We start from the raw sequence: 14406 nt of genomic DNA on the forward strand, positions 1-14406 counted from the left end.
GCCAGCGCCGAGGACACCGCCCTGGACGCCATTGAAGCCGGCGAGCTTCCCCTGCTCCCCAACATCCTCACCATCGCCCCCTCCTCGTCCGAGGCCGTGAACGATGTTCCGAGACAGCTCGATCTCCCTGGAGACGATCATCCGGCGCACGCTCGACGCGGTGCTCGCCGACTTCCACGCCGCCGTGGCGGGGATCGAGGATCCGGCGGCGCGGCTGCGCAACGCGACCAGGGTGTACGCGCTTCGCCATGCCACCCACCGACGGGAGGCGCTCGTGGTCAACCGCGACACGACCAGCCTTACCGAGGCCGGCTCGACCGCGACGCGCGAGCTGCGCCGCGAGCACGAGCGGGCGTTCCGCGCCGTCATCGCGGACGGCGTCGAGCGCGGCGAGTTCAGCGTCGCGACCCCCGCGCTGGCGTCCTTCGCCATCCTGGAGATGACCGTGAGCATCGCTCGGTGGTTCCGCGAGGACGGCCCCCGCACGGCGGAGCAGGTCGCCGACGAGTTCGCCGAGTTCGGACTCCGGGTCGTGAGGTACTGCCCGTGAGCACTGCCGGTGCCCGCGAGAAGGTGACGAGCGAAGCCGTGCTCGACGCCGCTCTCACCCTGTTCGCGCAACGCGGGTATCACGGCACGGCCCTGAGCCAGATCGCGGAGCGGCTCGGGGTGCGAACACCCAGCCTCTACAACCACATGCGCTCCAAGCACGACCTGCTCCTCACGATCGTCGAGCGGACCGTGACCGGGGTGCTCGAGGACTTCCACGCCGCGACGGCGCAGCGCACGGACCCGCTCGATCGGCTCTACCACGCCACGCTGGCGTACGCGCGCCGTCACGCGTCGCATCGACGGGAGGCGATCGTCGTCAACCGGGACACGACGAGCCTGGACGAGCCTCACCGGTCCGAGATGCAGGGGCTTCGCCGCAGGCACGAGCACGCACTGCGGGACATCATCGCCGAAGGTTCGGCGGCGGGCCGGTTCGCGATCGAGTCCCCCGCGCTGGGGTCCTTCGCCATCCGGGAGATGTGCGTGAGCATCGCCCGCTGGTTCCACGACGAGGGCCCGATGACACCGGACCAGGTCGCGCGGGAATACACGGAGTTCGCCCTGAGCATCGTCGGCGTCGGGCGGTACTGATCGGGTACTGATCCCGGCACCGATCCCCGGCGTGGACCGTCACAACCCGAACCCGCCGGAGACCTCGATGGTCTGCGCCGTGATCCAGCGGCCCTCGTCGCCGAGCAGGCCGGCGATCGCGACGCCGACGTCGTCGGGTTCGGCGACGCGGCCCAGCGCGGTCCGCGCGGCGAGCGCCGGGATCACCTCGGGGAAGCGGTCGAAGGCGTTGTCCGCCAGGCGGGTGCGGGTGGCGCCGGGGGCGATCGCGTTGACGCGGATGCCGCGCGGGCTGAGCTCCTTGGCCAGGTAGCGGCTCCACACGAGCACGGCGCCCTTCAGCGTGGCGTACGCGGAGTAGCCGGGATCGGTGATGTGCGGCAGCGCGGAGTTGCTGGACACGTTGACGATCGCGCCGCCGTCGGCGAGCAGGGACAGCAGCGTCTGGGTCAGGAAATACGGGCCCCGCAGCAGGACCCGGTCGAGGCGGTCGAACATGTCCGCGGTGGTCTCCGCGAACGGTGCGGCCTCGGCGATGCCGGCGTTGTTGACGAGGAAGTCGAACGTGTCGCGGCCCCACGTGTCACGAAGCGCTGCGACGACCTCGTCGCGGAAGGCGGGGAAGGTCTCGCTGCGGCCGACGTCGAGCGGCAGCGCGACGGCGGTGCCGCCGTCCTTCTCGATCCTGCGGACCGTGTCGAGGGCGCCGTCGGGGTTGCTGCGGTAGGTGAGGATGACCCCGGTCCCCCGCGCGGCCAGCTGAACTGCGGTGCTCTGCCCGATGCCCGAGGTGGCACCGGTGACGATCGCGACGTGCATGGCTGAACCTGCCTGTTCCTTGGATTCGTTCTCGCAGTGAGCGAGAAGCGGACCTCTCCATGCAACGGCCTGAACAGCATCGGAGGATAGTTAGATGCTGCTGCATGCTTGCACGATCCTCTCATTGCGGGGAGCTTTGAGTCAGTGTTCAATGCCCTCGTGGGCCTGGACGAGTTGAGGACGCTCATCACGCGTCACGCGCGACCCGACGCCACGACCGCCCTCGACGGGGTCCTGGCCTCGAAGGTTGTGCGATCGACACCGAACACCGCGTCGATGAGCGGCACACTGCTGGCGCTGATCGCGCAGGGTGCGAAGCACCTCGCGCTGGGCGACCGCATCCACACCTACGGCGCCGGGCAGTACCTGGTCGCCTCGGTCGACCTCCCGGTCACCGGACACTTCGTCGGGGCGAGCCCCGAACGGCCCGCGCTGGGGTTCGGCCTGGTGCTGCGCCCGGCGACCGTCGCCGAGCTGCTGCTGCAGGCCGCGCCCGGCGAGCTGGACCCGCCCCCCTCCGGCGCCCCGCCTGCCATCGCGGTCAGCGACGCCCCCACCGAGCTGGTCGACGCGGCGGTCCGCCTCCTGCGCCTGCTCGACCGGCCCCGCGACGCCGCGGTGCTCGCGCCGCTGATCGAACGGGAGATCGTCTGGCGGCTCCTCACCGGGGAACAGGGCGCCACCGTGCGCCAGCTCGGCCTCGCCGACTCGAGCCTCGCCCATGTCGCGCGGGCGGTCCGATGGATCCGTGAGCACCACGCGGAGTCGTTCCGGGTGGAGGACGTGGCACGGATCGCCGGGATGAGCGTGTCGGCGCTGCACCGCAACTTCCAGGCCGTCACCGCGATGAGCCCGATCCGGTTCCAGAAGCAGATCCGCCTGCAGGAGGCGCGGCTGCTGCTCACCACCCATCCCCACGACGTCACCGGGGTCGGCCAGCGCGTCGGGTACGAGAGCCCCTCGCAGTTCAGCCGCGAGTACCGCAGGCAGTTCGGCGTGCCGCCGAGCCGGGACGCGGCACGCCTGCGCGGCACGCCGCTCGCCGCGGTGCCGTCCCTGCCGTGATCGACCGGACCCGCCCCGGCTCGCGGCACCCGGCTCGGTTCAGCGGACGGTGCCGAGCAGGCGGTCGACGGTGATCTCGAGCACCACGCGTTCGGGGTTCGGCGTCGGCGTGCGGTAGCGCTGCGCGTAGCGGCGCTCGGCCTCCGCCACCGATGCGGCGTCCGTGCGCACGACTCCGTTGCCCTGCAGGGTCGACCAGCGGGCGCCGTCGATCCCGGTCACCGCGACCCGGGCTCCGCCCTCGCCAGCGGCGAGCACGTTGCGGACCTTCTGCGAACCCCGCCGCGTGATCACCCGGGCCAGGCCGTTCTCCAGGTCGACCGTGACGCCCACGGCCACGACGTGCGGTGTGCCGTCGCGTGCCACCGTCGACAACAGGCAGATCCGCCGCTGCGACCAGAACACCTCGAAGTCCTCGCCGACCTCGTCGAACACCCTGCCCACGCCCGCCATCCTCTCCCCGGCCCCGGTCGTCGGTCCGCGAGGCGCGGGCCCGACGGCGCTCGGCAACGGCCATGTCCGGCATGACGGTGACGCGACCTCCGGACGAGTTCTACCCGTAACCGTCACGATGCGCGTCGTACATGGATATCGCTCGATCCGGGCCTATGCTGGCAGATCATTTCCGGGGTACTGAGGAGGTCATGTCATGACCGAGCAGGCAGGGTCCGCCGCACCGACATCCGCCGCGACGCCGGCCTCCGGAGGCCGGGACGTCGCGGACACGATGGCGTCGGTCGGCGGCTCGAAGTGGTGGTGGGTCGCCTATGGCGTCCTCACCGTCATCGCCGGCATCCTCGCGGTGTTCTGGCCCGCGGTCACCGCGGTCGTCCTCGCCGTCGTCTTCGGCATCCAGCTCTTCATCCTGGGCATCTTCCGGATCGTGGCGGCGTTCGCGGTCCCCGACACCTCGACCTCCACGAAGATCATCGGCGTCCTCATCGGCATCCTGGCGATCATCGCCGGCGTGATCTGCCTGCGCTCCCCCGTCGGGACGGCCGTGATCCTCGCGATCGTCGTCGGGGCGTTCTGGCTGGTGACCGGTGTCATGGAGCTCATCGCGGGGATCGCGGGCCGCGGCGAGCGCAGCCGGACCTGGGCGATCGTGAGCGGCATCATCGGGATCATCGCGGGCATCATCGTGCTGGCCAACCCGGTCATCAGCGCGGTAACCCTGGCCTGGGTACTCGGGCTCTTCCTGATCGTGCACGGCGTGATCGCGATCGTGTCCGCCTTCAGCGACAGGCGCGCGGCGACGGCCTGACGGACCCGCTTCAGGCCTGGACGAGCTGGGCCGGCGTGGGCATGTCCGCGAGCAGCCGCTGCGGCGCCGAGAGACGCCACGCCTCCAGCACGAGCTCGCCCAGCTCGTCCAGGTCGATCCGCTCCAGGTGGACGACGACCCAGCCGAACCCGCCCACCGTGAACTGCACCTCGAACACGTCCGGCCGCTCGGAGACCAGCGCCCGCTGCTCGGAGAGGGTCTGCTTCAGCCCGACGGTCGCGGTGCGCGGCCAGAGGTAGCCGAACTTCGTCCCGTGCACGGCGAAGGCCGTGTAGCGGGCCGACTCGGTGTGGCGGACGTCCGGCAACGCGCGGACCAGCCGCAGGAACCTCGGGATCTCGACGCCCACCCGAGGAGACAACCACACCCCACCCACGGGACGGCGCGGGCGTGCATGGTAGGCCTCCGCTATGAGCGAGGACCCGGTGAGCATCGCAGCGAGCTCCAGCGAGCGAGGAGCGGAGGCGGGTCCGCAGCGAACAATCGATGCTGTGAGCCACGAGGCGGATCCCGTCCACGCGACTCTGACGAAGGCCGAGAAGGCGGGCGCGCACCCGGCCGAGCTGGCTGCGCTGCGGCGCAGGCTGGCGCAGCTCGACGAATCCCGCTCCGGGCTGCTCCCCGGGGACGAGCTGGAGCCGCTCGACGGCGTGTCGAGCCTCGACGAGCTGCCCGAGCCCGGCACGAGGGACGTCCGCGAGGTCCTGGACCGCCTCGTCGTGGTCAAGCTCAACGGCGGCCTCGGCACGAGCATGGGGCTCTCGGGGCCGAAGTCGCTGGTCGAGGTGAAGCCGGGGCGGACCTTCCTGGACGTCCTCGCGCTGCAGGTGCTCGGCGTGCGGGAGCGCCACGGGACCCGGCTGCCGCTGCTGCTCATGAACTCGGCGCGGACGCAGGCACCGTCGCTCGAGGCGCTGGGCCGCCACGCCGGCCTGCGCGACGCCGAGCTCCCGCCGGACTTCCTGCAGGGCCGCGAACCCAAACTGCGCGCGGACGACCGCATGCCCGTCGAATGGCCCGCCGACCCGGACCTGGAGTGGTGCCCACCCGGGCACGGCGACCTCTACACCGCACTCGCCGCGACCGGCACGCTCGACCACCTGCTCGCCGAGGGCATGCGCTGGGCCTTCGTGTCCAACAGCGACAACCTCGGCGCCACCGTCGACGCCCGCATCGCCGCCTGGATCGCCGCCGAGGGCGTGCCGTTCGTCATGGAGACCGTCCGGGGCACGGCCGCGGACCGCAAGGGCGGGCACCTCGCCCGGTATCGCGGCCGGATCGTGCTCCGGGAGACCGCGCAGGTCCCCGAGGGCGACAGCTCGTTCACCGACGTCGAGCGCTGGCGCTACTACAACACCAACAACCTCTGGATCGACCTGGAGGCGCTGCGCGCGCTGCAGGCGGAGGACCCCGCCGCCCCACTCCTACCGCTCATCGTCAACCGCAAGACCGTCGACCCGAGCGAGCCGGAGAGCCCCGCCGTGATCCAGCTGGAGACGGCGATGGGCGCGGCCGTCGGCTCGATCGCCGGCGCGCGGACGGTGCAGGTCCCCCGCACCCGCTTCGCCCCCGTCAAGACCACCGACGACCTGCTCGTCGTCCGCTCCGACGCCTACGAGCTGACCGGCGACGGGCACCTGGTACCGACCTTCGACGGCCCCGGGCCCGTCGTCACCCTGGATCGCGCCATCTACCGCCTGCTGCCCGGCTTCGAACGCCGCTTCCCCGCCGGGCCCCCGTCGCTGCGCCGGTGCCGCGCGCTGCGCGTGGACGGCGACGTCACGTTCGGCGCCGGTGTGGTCGTCGAAGGCGAGGTGGCGCTCAGCGGGCCCGGTGAGGTTCCGGACGGGACGCTGCTGAGGGACACCGAGGCGTGAGCGCCGCGCCGGCCCGCCGCGCCGCCGCGCTGTTCACCGAGACCTTCGGGAGCCGCCCGGACGGGCTGTGGTGGGCGCCGGGCCGGGTGAACCTCATCGGGGAGCACACCGACTACAACGACGGCTTCGTGCTGCCCTTCGCGCTGGGCCACGGCGTCGCGGCGGCGGCGCGGGTGGGCACCGAACCGGTCCTGCGGGTCCGGTCGGGGCAGCAGGCGGAGATCGTGGAGCTGCCGCTGGCCGACGTCGCACCGGGCACCGTGAGTGGCTGGTCGGCCTACGTCGCGGGGGTGGCGTGGGCGCTGCTGCAGGACGGCCACCGGCTGCCCGGGCTGGACCTCGTCGTGGACGGTGACGTGCCGCTCGGCGCGGGCCTTTCCTCGTCGGCGGCACTGGAGTGCGCGGTCGCGCTCGCCTGGAACGACCTCGCGGGGCTCGGGCTGTCGCGCACCGCGCTGGCCGGGATCGCCCGCCGCGCCGAGAACGAGGTCGTCGGCGCGCCGACCGGCGTGATGGACCAGATGGCGTCGCTGCACGGCCGCGAGGGGAACCTCGTGTTCCTCGACACGCGCTCGCTGGGCGTCGAGCACATCCCGTTCGACCTGGCCTCGGCCGGGCTCGCGCTGCTCGTCGTGGACAGCCGGACGCCGCACGCCCTCGTGAGCGGCGAGTACGCCGAGCGGCGCCGCTCCTGCCGGCTGGCCGCCGAGCGCCTCGGCGTCCCCGCGCTGCGCGACGCCGCCCTCGACGACCTCGCCCGGCTCGACGACGACCTGCTGCTGCGCCGGGCCCGCCACGTCGTCACCGAGGACGCGCGGGTGGCCGAGGTCGTCGCCGCCCTGCGCGCGGGGGCCGATCCGCGCGCGATCGGCCCGCTCCTGACCACCTCACACGCCTCCATGCGCGACGACTTCGAGATCACCGTCCCCCCGGTCGACCTGGCCGTGACGACGGCCCTGGACGCCGGCGCGCACGGAGCGCGCATGACCGGCGGCGGCTTCGGCGGCTGCGTGATCGCCCTGGTCGACCGCGACGACGCCGAGCCGATCGCCCGGCGCGTCGAGGCCGCCTACGCGGGCGCCGGGCACGGGCCGCCCGCCGCGTTCACCACCCGGGCGCACGAGGGCGCGGGCCGGCTCGACGGGGCGTGAGAGCCGGGGTTCACGGCCGCGGCGGCGCCGTCGTGCCGCGGACGACGAGCTTCGGCCGCAGCGCCACGTCCTTCGGCTTGCGAGCGGGCCGGTCGAGACGCTCGACCACGGCCCTGACGGCCAGCCTGGCCATCTTCGGGATGTCCTGCCGGACGGATGTGAGATCGATCCCGGGGAGCCGGCTGAACCGGGAGTCGTCGTAGCCGACGACCGAGAGGTCCCGGGGCACCTCGATCCCGGCCCGGAGCACGACGTCGAGGACACCGATCGCGCACGGGTCGTTGGCCGCGATGACGGCCGTCGGCAGCCCGTCCGCGAGCAGTGCCCGCGCGGCCTGCGCACCCTCGTCCTCCGTGTAGCCGCCGGGCACCACTCGCACGTCCGCGGTGAGGCCGTGGTCGGCCATCGCCGCGCGGTAGCCGTCCCGCCGGTCCACGGCGCCGGGGTTCTCGCCGCCGTCGATGTAGGCGATGGCCCGGTGCCCGAGGGCCACCAGATGGTCGACCGCCGCCCGGGTGCCGATCGCGTCGTCGTTGCGGATGACGTCGACCGGGCCGCGGGTGACGCCGCGGCCGACCTCCACGACGGCCACCTCCTCGGCAAGCGGTTCGAGGTCGCGGGCGTGCAGCTCGGGACCGACCACGACCAGCCCGGCGCAGCGGTACCGCAGCAGCTCGTCGACCACCACGTCCTGGCCGCGGGTGGGCGTGAACGGGCCGAGGAGCAGGTCGTAGCCCAGCTGCCGGGCGACCGGCAGCATGCGCTCGACCAGCTCGACCTCGAACGGCCTGCGCAGGGAGAACAGCACGCCGAGGTTGCGGCTGCGGTTGCGGCGCAGGCCCTGCGCCAGGGAGTCCGGCCGGTAGCCCAGCTCGGCGGCGGCCTCGAGCACCCGCTTGCGTGTGGCCTCGGACGCGCCGTCCACCCCGCGGAACACGATGGAGACCAGCGCGCGCGACACTCCGACGTGGTTCGCGACGTCGGCCATCGTCGTCCGCCGCTCGCGGCCGGCCGGGATCTCCCGGCCCCGCCGGTTCGTGGCCGCGCCTGCGCTCTGCTGTTCGGTCACCCGCAACTCCTTGCCGTCGGGGTCTTGACGCCGGTGGCGCACACCCTCACACTTCCGACCTAGCACGTGCAACTAGCACGTGATAGTAGCACGATCTACCAGTCCGATCAGCGTCCGAGCCCGCCCGAGCCGGGCCGGAGGAGGTCCCATGAACCACGACATCGGCGTCGCCGTCATCGGCGCGGGCATGGCGGGCCGGGCGCATGCGCACGGCTACCGGTCCGCCGGCACGGTCTTCTCCCCCGGCCTACCGCCCGTCCGGCTGGTCGCGATCGCCGACATCAACGAGGACCTTGCCGCCGACACCGCCCGGCGGTACGGCTTCGCGCGCGGCGAGAACTCCTGGCAGGCGGTCGTCAAGGCCGACGACATCGACGCCGTCAGCGTCGTCGTCGCCAACCACCTGCACCGCGAGATCGTCGAGGAGCTCGCTGCCGCGGGGAAGCACGTGCTGTGCGAGAAGCCGCTGGCCCCGACGTCGACCGACGCGCGGGCGATGATCGACGCGGTCGAGGCCGCCGGCATCGTGGCGCGGGTCGGCTTCACCTTCCGCCGCACTCCGGGGATCAGCGCCGTGCGCGACCAGATCCGGTCGGGTCGACTCGGGCGGGCCCTGCACGTCAGCGGGCAGTACTGGACCGACTACGGCAACGACCCCCAGGCCCCGATGAGCTGGCGCTACCGGGGGGAGGCGGGGTCGGGGGCGCTCGCCGACCTCGGCAGCCACCTCGCCGACGTGGCCGAGTTCCTGCTCGGCCCGGTCGAGTCGGTCACGGGCGCTGCGTTGTCGACCGTCGTGGCCGACCGGCCGGTTCCGCTCAGGCACGTCGTCGGCCACGCCCACGTCGAGGTGGGCGACCGGCGCGAGCGCGTGGAGAACGACGACTGGGCGAGCTTCTCGGTGCACTTCGCCGGTGGCGCGACGGGCGACCTCAGCGTCTCCCGCGTCGCCTTCGGCCACCCGAACTCCCTGAAGTTCGAGGTCTTCTGCGAGCACGGTGCGCTCACCTTCGACGTCAGCCGCCCGGGCGAGTTCCAGATCGCGACCGGAGGGCTCCCCGGCAACGCCAACGGCTTCCGCCGGGTCATCGTCGGGGTCGAGCACCCCTATGTCGCCGGCGGCCTGGCGATGGACGCCACCGGGATCGGCACCGGCCACAACGACAGCTTCGTCTACCAGGCCCGCGCCTTCCTCGACGAGGTCGCCGGCCGCCATGAGCTCCCGCGCAACGCCTCGTTCGCAGAGGGCTTGCACAACCTGCAGGTCAAGGAGGCGGTCGTCGACGCCGCCACCCGGGACGACCGAACCCCGGTCGGCCCTTGACCCCACCGATCCGAGAGAGGGCAACGATGCTCACCACACGCACGCTCGCCACCGCCGCGGCCGCCGGCCTGCTGCTCGCCGTCACCGCCTGCAGCAGCCAGGGCGGCGCCCAGGACGCCCAGGGCGGGCCCGCAGGCTCCGGACCCACCTACACCATCGCCATGATCACCCACGAGGCCCCGGGCTCCACGTTCTGGGACCGCGTGCGCGCAGGCGCCGAGGACGCCGCCGAGGCCCACGGGATCGACCTCAAGTACTCCAACGACCCCGAGGCCGGCAAGCAGGCCACCCTCGTGCAGAACGCGATCGACAGCCAGGTCGACGGCATCGCCGTGACCCTCGCCGGCCCGGACGCCGTCGGCCCCGCCGTCGCCAGGGCCGCCCAGGCCGGCATCCCCGGCGTGGTCTTCAACTCGGGCATCGACGTCTACCAGGACTACGGCGCACTGATGTACTTCGGGTCCGACGAGTCCCTCGCCGGCGAGAGCGCCGGCGCCCGGCTCGCCAAGGCCGGCAGCGGCAAGGCCCTGTGCGTCGTGCACGAGCAGGGGAACATCTCGCTGGAGACCCGCTGCGCCGGGGTGCAGAAGTCGCTCCCGACCACCGAGAACATCCAGGTCAACGGCCAGGACCTGCCGTCGGTGCAGCAGACGATCGCGGCCAAGCTCGCCCAGGACCCGACGATCACCGACATCGTCACCCTCGACGCAGGCGTCGCCAACGCCGTGGTCCAGGCCAAGGCGGGCGCCGGCAGCCAGGCGAAGATCGTCACCTTCGACCTCAGCCCCGAGGTGGTCCAGGCCATCACGGACAAGCAGATCGAGTTCTCTGTCGACCAGCAGCCCTACCTGCAGGGCTACCTCGCCGTGGACTCGCTGCGGCTGCAGCTGTCCAACGGCAACGACATCGGCGGCGGGAAGCCGGTGCTCACCGGCCCGTCCTTCGTCGACGCCACCAACATCGACAAGATCGCCGGCTTCGCCGCCAACAACACCCGCTGACCGGAGCCGTGGCTCGGGGTCCGTGGCAGGGTCGATGATTCGGACGACCGTGCTGCGACCGTGCTGCGACCGTGCTGCGACCGGGATCGGCCCGCGGGCGCCACATCGACCTCGGAGGAGCACCGCGTGGACACCTTCGTCGAGCCCGCCGAGCTCGCCGACCTTCTCGACGACGGCACCGACGCCGTCCGGGTCGTCGACGTCCGCTGGGCGCTCGACGACCCGGCGGCCGGCCCCCGGGCGTACGCGCAGGCGCACGTGCCCGGGGCGGTGTTCCTGGGCTGGCTCACCGACTGGTCCGATCCCGGGGACCGGGTCGAGGGCCAGCTCGCCGCTGCCCCGCTGTTCGCCGAGGTGCTCGGCCGGGCGGGCATCGGGCCCGACACCACCGTCGTCGCCTATGACGACGGCGTGCTCTACCTGGCCGCCCGGCTCACGTGGGCGCTGCGCCACTACGGCCACGACCGGGTGCGGATCCTCGCGGGCGGTTTCCCCGCGTGGCTCCGCGCGGGCCTGCCGACGACCGCGGACGTGCCCGCTCCGGCCGCGCGGGAGTTCCCGGTTCCCGAGCCCGGAGCGCTGCGGGCCACGCTGCCCGACGTCGTCGCGGCTCTGGAGGACGGCTCGGCCGCGATCGTCGACTGCCGGATGCCGAGCACCTACGCTGCCGCTGGCGGCCACATCCCCGGGGCGACGCGGCTGCCCGCCCCGCAGCTGTTCGACCCCGGGACCGGGCGGCTGCGCGACGCGGGCGAGCTGCGGCGGCAGGCCGAGGCGGCCGGCGTGGCCGCGGAGCGCCCGACGATCCTCTACTGCGGCGCAGGCGTGTCGGCCGCCGCCGCGTACGTCGCGTTGCGCGAGATCGGGATCGAGGACGTGCGGGTCTACGACGGCTCCTGGTCGGAGTGGTGCACCACGCCCGGCACTCCGCGCGAGGAGCACTGACCGGCCCCGTTCGACGCGCGGGCTTCCGCCAACGGAGGATGGCCCCATGACCGATCCCCTGATCGACCCCCTGATCGACACGGGCCCGGTGCGGGCGCAGGTGCAGGACCGCGTCCTCGTCGTCACGATCGACCGGCCCGCCCGGCGCAACGCGATCGACCGGGCCACGGCGGACGGCCTGGACGCGGCGCTGAACCGCCTGGAGGACGACCCCGACCTGTGGTGCGGGGTGCTCACCGGGGCGGGCGGGTTCTTCTGCGCCGGCAGCGACCTCACCGCGAACCACGACTACGTGACCGCCCGCGGCGGCGAGTACGGGATCGTCCGCCGCGGCCGGCGCAAGCCGCTGATCGCGGCCGTGGAGGGGTTCGCGCTCGGCGGTGGCATGGAGATCGCGATGGCGTGCGACCTCGTCGTCGCCGCGTCCGACGCCCGGTTCGGCCTCCCGGAGGTCTCGATCGGGCTGCTTCCCACCTGCGGGGGCCTGTTCCGCGGACCGCGCGGGCTCCCGGTCAACGTCGCGCGCGAGCTGGTGCTGACCGGCGACCCGATGACGGCGACCCGGGCGCACGAGCTGGGGTTCGTCAACCGGCTCACGCTCTCCGGCGGCGCCCTCGACGGGGCGCTGACCCTCGCCGCGCGGATCTGCCGCAACGCCCCGCTCGCCGTCCAAGCCTGCGTACGCGCCCTCGACGACGCCCTCGGCGGCGACACGCTCGGCTGGGCGGCCACCGACGCGGCCAAGGGCGCGGTCCTGCCGTCGGCCGACGCGACCGAGGGCGTGGATGCGTTCCTGGGCAAGCGCCCGCCGGAGTGGGCGGGCCGCTGACCGGCTCCCCCCGGACCGGCGCCGCGTCGCGCACGTGGATGCACCGAGCGGTGGGACGAGGCAGTGCCCCCCGCCGGGCCCGCCGCCCACCTGGCGGAGCCCCGCCACGCCTCGCAGGCGTCCACCGCCCCCTTCGCGGAGCCCCGCCACGCCTCGCAGACGCCCACCGCCCACCTCGCAGAGCCCGGACACGCCTCGCAGAGGCCCGCCGCCCACCTCGCAGCCGCCCGCCGCCCCCTTCGCAGAGCCCGGACACGCCTCGCAGAGGCTGCAGCCCCTGCGAGGCGTGCGGAAAGCCTGCGAAGCTCCCGCCGCGGTCGGTTTGCAGTCCGATCCGATGGTCGTGTCGGTGACGGACGAGGTGCCGGCGACCTCGCAGATCCTCGCAGGGGCCCGGCATGCCTCGCAGACGCCCGCCGCCCACCACGCAGACGCCGGACGCGCCTCGCAGACGCCCACGGCCCCCCTCGCAGACGCCGGACGCGCCTCGCAGACGCCCGCGGCCCCCCTCGCAGACGCCGGACGCGCCTCGCAGAGGCCCGCCGCCCACCTCGCAGAGGTCGAACACGCCCCGCAGAGGCTGCAGCCCCTGCGAGGCGTGCGGAAAGCCTGCGAGGGCATGCGGAGGCAGGACACCAACAGGGAGGGCGACACGGGGGCACCACGCAACACCCGGGCACCAGGCAACACCCGGGCACCAGGCAACACCGGGGCACCAGTGCGACACCAACAGGGAGGGCGACACCAGGGCAGCCCACACCGGAGCAGCCTGCGGGTCAGGGAGCGGCGCGCGCGGTGAACCCGGTGCGCGATCCGGACAGCCGCTGCGCGCAGCGGCCGAACCGCCCGATGATCGTTTCCTACAGTGACAGGCGTCACCAGGGCTGCCGCGTCCGACGGCCGTCCGGAGGGGTGCCGACGTGGACGGGAGCTGCGGATCAGCGGCCGTAGCGCAGGGTCGCCGAGGGCGTCTCGCCGAAGCGCTGCGCGTAGGCGCGCGCGAAGCGGCCGAGATGGCCGAACCCCCAGCGGTAGGCGACCTCGCCGACCGTCCGCTCGTGCGGGCCGGCGGCGAGCAGCTCGGCGCGCACCCGGTCCAGCCGCACCTCGCGCAGGTAGGCCGTCGGGGAGCGGCCGACGTAGCGGCGGAAGCCCTCCTCCAGGGCCCGCACACCCACCCCGGAGGCGGCGGCCAGCTCGCGCACGGTCCACGCCTTCTCGGGCGCACCCTCGATGAGCTCGACGGCCTGCTTGACCGTCCGCGGCCGCGGTGCCGGGGTGGGCTCGCACAGCTCGTCGCTGTAGGAGTGGCGCTGCCCCCAGACCAGGCCGCCGACGATGAGCCGCTCGACCTCGGCGGCCAGCAGCGGCTGGGCGGCCGGTCCGCCGGGCGCGTCCAGCTCGTCGGCCAACATCCGCAGCGCGTGCAGCCAGCCACGGCACGGCGCCGACGCGGTGTCCATCGCCATCGCGAAGCGCGCGGGAGTGGGCAGCGGCCGGCCCAGGCGTTCGCGGAGCTCGCGGTCGACGACGTCGCGCGCGACCTTCAGGCACAGCTGGGTCGTGCCTGCCGACCATCGGTCGAGCAGCGTGCGGCCGGTCGGGTTGAACACCGCCGCCGTCGCCGGGGTGCTGACGACGTGCTCGTCACCGCAGGTGGAGCGCACCTGCCCGCTGACCGTGACGTTGACGTGGTACGCGGTGGCGAGCTCGCCGCAGTCCTTGCGGATGTCCGTGTCGTAGGTCAACCGGCCGAGGACGAGCGGGCCCAGCCGCACCGTGCGCATGGCCAGCCGGAACGGCCCGCCCGACGTGGGGCGCAGGTCCAGCGGGTAGTAGTCGGCGGACAGCTGGTGGCGTGCGTGGTCGACGTCCCGCGTCACGAACTCCCGGGAGACGTCCGCGGCGACGACCTCCCG

Annotated in this window: 15 protein-coding genes; 10 read left to right on the plus strand and 5 right to left on the minus strand. The window is 73.5% G+C overall.

Going from position 1 to position 14406, the window contains the following annotated elements:
* The first annotated feature begins 103 nt into the window (after positions 1-103).
* Together AB7J25_RS26520 and AB7J25_RS26525 are read left to right on the plus strand one after the other, a co-directional pair.
* Positions 104-550, plus strand: coding sequence for a TetR/AcrR family transcriptional regulator (locus tag AB7J25_RS26520; protein ID WP_428513335.1), 447 nt, complete (start codon positions 104-106; stop codon positions 548-550).
* The gene (locus tag AB7J25_RS26525; protein ID WP_428513337.1) at positions 547-1143 is read left to right on the plus strand and encodes a TetR/AcrR family transcriptional regulator; all 597 of its coding nucleotides are present in this window, start codon (positions 547-549) and stop codon (positions 1141-1143) included. The genes AB7J25_RS26520 and AB7J25_RS26525 overlap by 4 nt, the downstream gene beginning before the upstream one ends.
* Positions 1144-1182: 39 nt before the next feature.
* Here AB7J25_RS26525 and AB7J25_RS26530 read toward each other — a convergent pair whose 3' ends face one another.
* Positions 1183-1941 (minus strand): SDR family NAD(P)-dependent oxidoreductase, encoded by a 759-nt coding sequence (locus AB7J25_RS26530; protein WP_428513339.1) that lies wholly within the window; start codon positions 1939-1941, stop codon positions 1183-1185.
* 159 nt (positions 1942-2100) lie between these two features.
* Here AB7J25_RS26530 and AB7J25_RS26535 point away from each other — a divergent pair, with 159 nt between their 5' ends.
* Positions 2101-3006, plus strand: a complete 906-nt coding sequence (locus AB7J25_RS26535) for an AraC family transcriptional regulator (RefSeq protein WP_428513362.1) — start codon at positions 2101-2103, stop codon at positions 3004-3006.
* A gap of 39 nt (positions 3007-3045) precedes the next feature.
* On the opposite strand, the gene AB7J25_RS26540 is transcribed toward AB7J25_RS26535, so the two are convergent.
* Positions 3046-3441: a pyridoxamine 5'-phosphate oxidase family protein gene (locus AB7J25_RS26540; RefSeq protein WP_428513364.1), complete on the minus strand. Its 396-nt coding sequence runs from the start codon at positions 3439-3441 to the stop codon at positions 3046-3048.
* 214 nt (positions 3442-3655) lie between these two features.
* Here AB7J25_RS26540 and AB7J25_RS26545 point away from each other — a divergent pair, with 214 nt between their 5' ends.
* Positions 3656-4270 carry an HdeD family acid-resistance protein gene (locus AB7J25_RS26545; RefSeq protein ID WP_428513341.1) on the plus strand — a complete coding sequence of 205 codons (615 nt, stop codon included), beginning with the start codon at positions 3656-3658 and terminating at the stop codon, positions 4268-4270.
* Between the two features lie 10 nt (positions 4271-4280).
* Here the strand turns inward: AB7J25_RS26545 and AB7J25_RS26550 are convergent, their stop codons facing one another.
* A complete protein-coding gene (locus tag AB7J25_RS26550; RefSeq protein WP_428513343.1) occupies positions 4281-4640 on the minus strand; it encodes an MmcQ/YjbR family DNA-binding protein in 360 nt (119 codons plus the stop codon).
* A 142-nt stretch (positions 4641-4782) separates the two neighbouring features.
* On the opposite strand from AB7J25_RS26550, the gene AB7J25_RS26555 reads away from it, so the two are divergent.
* A complete protein-coding gene (locus AB7J25_RS26555; RefSeq protein WP_428513345.1) occupies positions 4783-6168 on the plus strand; it encodes a UTP--glucose-1-phosphate uridylyltransferase in 1386 nt (461 codons plus the stop codon).
* A complete protein-coding gene (gene galK, locus AB7J25_RS26560; protein WP_428513347.1) occupies positions 6165-7319 on the plus strand; it encodes a galactokinase in 1155 nt (384 codons plus the stop codon). Before AB7J25_RS26555 ends, galK begins: the two co-directional genes overlap by 4 nt.
* Positions 7320-7329: 10 nt before the next feature.
* On the opposite strand, the gene AB7J25_RS26565 is transcribed toward galK, so the two are convergent.
* The gene (locus tag AB7J25_RS26565) at positions 7330-8388 is read right to left on the minus strand and encodes a LacI family DNA-binding transcriptional regulator (protein WP_428513349.1); all 1059 of its coding nucleotides are present in this window, start codon (positions 8386-8388) and stop codon (positions 7330-7332) included.
* A 148-nt stretch (positions 8389-8536) separates the two neighbouring features.
* Here AB7J25_RS26565 and AB7J25_RS26570 point away from each other — a divergent pair, with 148 nt between their 5' ends.
* The 4 genes from AB7J25_RS26570 to AB7J25_RS26585 all read left to right on the plus strand — a co-directional run bounded on the left by AB7J25_RS26570 (position 8537) and on the right by AB7J25_RS26585 (position 12487).
* Positions 8537-9712, plus strand: coding sequence for a Gfo/Idh/MocA family protein (locus AB7J25_RS26570; RefSeq protein WP_428513351.1), 1176 nt, complete (start codon positions 8537-8539; stop codon positions 9710-9712).
* A 26-nt stretch (positions 9713-9738) separates the two neighbouring features.
* On the plus strand, positions 9739-10713 hold the full coding sequence (locus AB7J25_RS26575) for a substrate-binding domain-containing protein (protein ID WP_428513353.1): 975 nt from the start codon (positions 9739-9741) through the stop codon (positions 10711-10713).
* 126 nt (positions 10714-10839) lie between these two features.
* Positions 10840-11658: a sulfurtransferase gene (locus AB7J25_RS26580; protein WP_428513355.1), complete on the plus strand. Its 819-nt coding sequence runs from the start codon at positions 10840-10842 to the stop codon at positions 11656-11658.
* A 46-nt stretch (positions 11659-11704) separates the two neighbouring features.
* On the plus strand, positions 11705-12487 hold the full coding sequence (locus AB7J25_RS26585; RefSeq protein ID WP_428513357.1) for an enoyl-CoA hydratase-related protein: 783 nt from the start codon (positions 11705-11707) through the stop codon (positions 12485-12487).
* Between the two features lie 938 nt (positions 12488-13425).
* Here AB7J25_RS26585 and AB7J25_RS26590 read toward each other — a convergent pair.
* Positions 13426-14406: AraC family transcriptional regulator (locus tag AB7J25_RS26590; protein WP_428513359.1), on the minus strand; the 981-nt coding region annotated here is incomplete at its 5' end.

This window comes from Pseudonocardia sp. (assembly GCF_050246655.1).
GTDB lineage: Bacteria > Actinomycetota > Actinomycetes > Mycobacteriales > Pseudonocardiaceae > Pseudonocardia.

Excerpts from the sequence above, each read along its gene's own strand:
- AB7J25_RS26520 (WP_428513335.1), top strand. The coding sequence starts at position 104 with ATGTTCCGAGACAGCTCGATCTCCCTGGAGACGATCATCCGGCGCACG.
- AB7J25_RS26530 (WP_428513339.1), bottom strand. The coding sequence starts at position 1,941 with ATGCACGTCGCGATCGTCACCGGTGCCACCTCGGGCATCGGGCAGAGC.
- AB7J25_RS26545 (WP_428513341.1), top strand. The coding sequence starts at position 3,656 with ATGACCGAGCAGGCAGGGTCCGCCGCACCGACATCCGCCGCGACGCCG.
- AB7J25_RS26570 (WP_428513351.1), top strand. The coding sequence starts at position 8,537 with ATGAACCACGACATCGGCGTCGCCGTCATCGGCGCGGGCATGGCGGGC.
- AB7J25_RS26575 (WP_428513353.1), top strand. The coding sequence starts at position 9,739 with ATGCTCACCACACGCACGCTCGCCACCGCCGCGGCCGCCGGCCTGCTG.
- AB7J25_RS26585 (WP_428513357.1), top strand. The coding sequence starts at position 11,705 with ATGACCGATCCCCTGATCGACCCCCTGATCGACACGGGCCCGGTGCGG.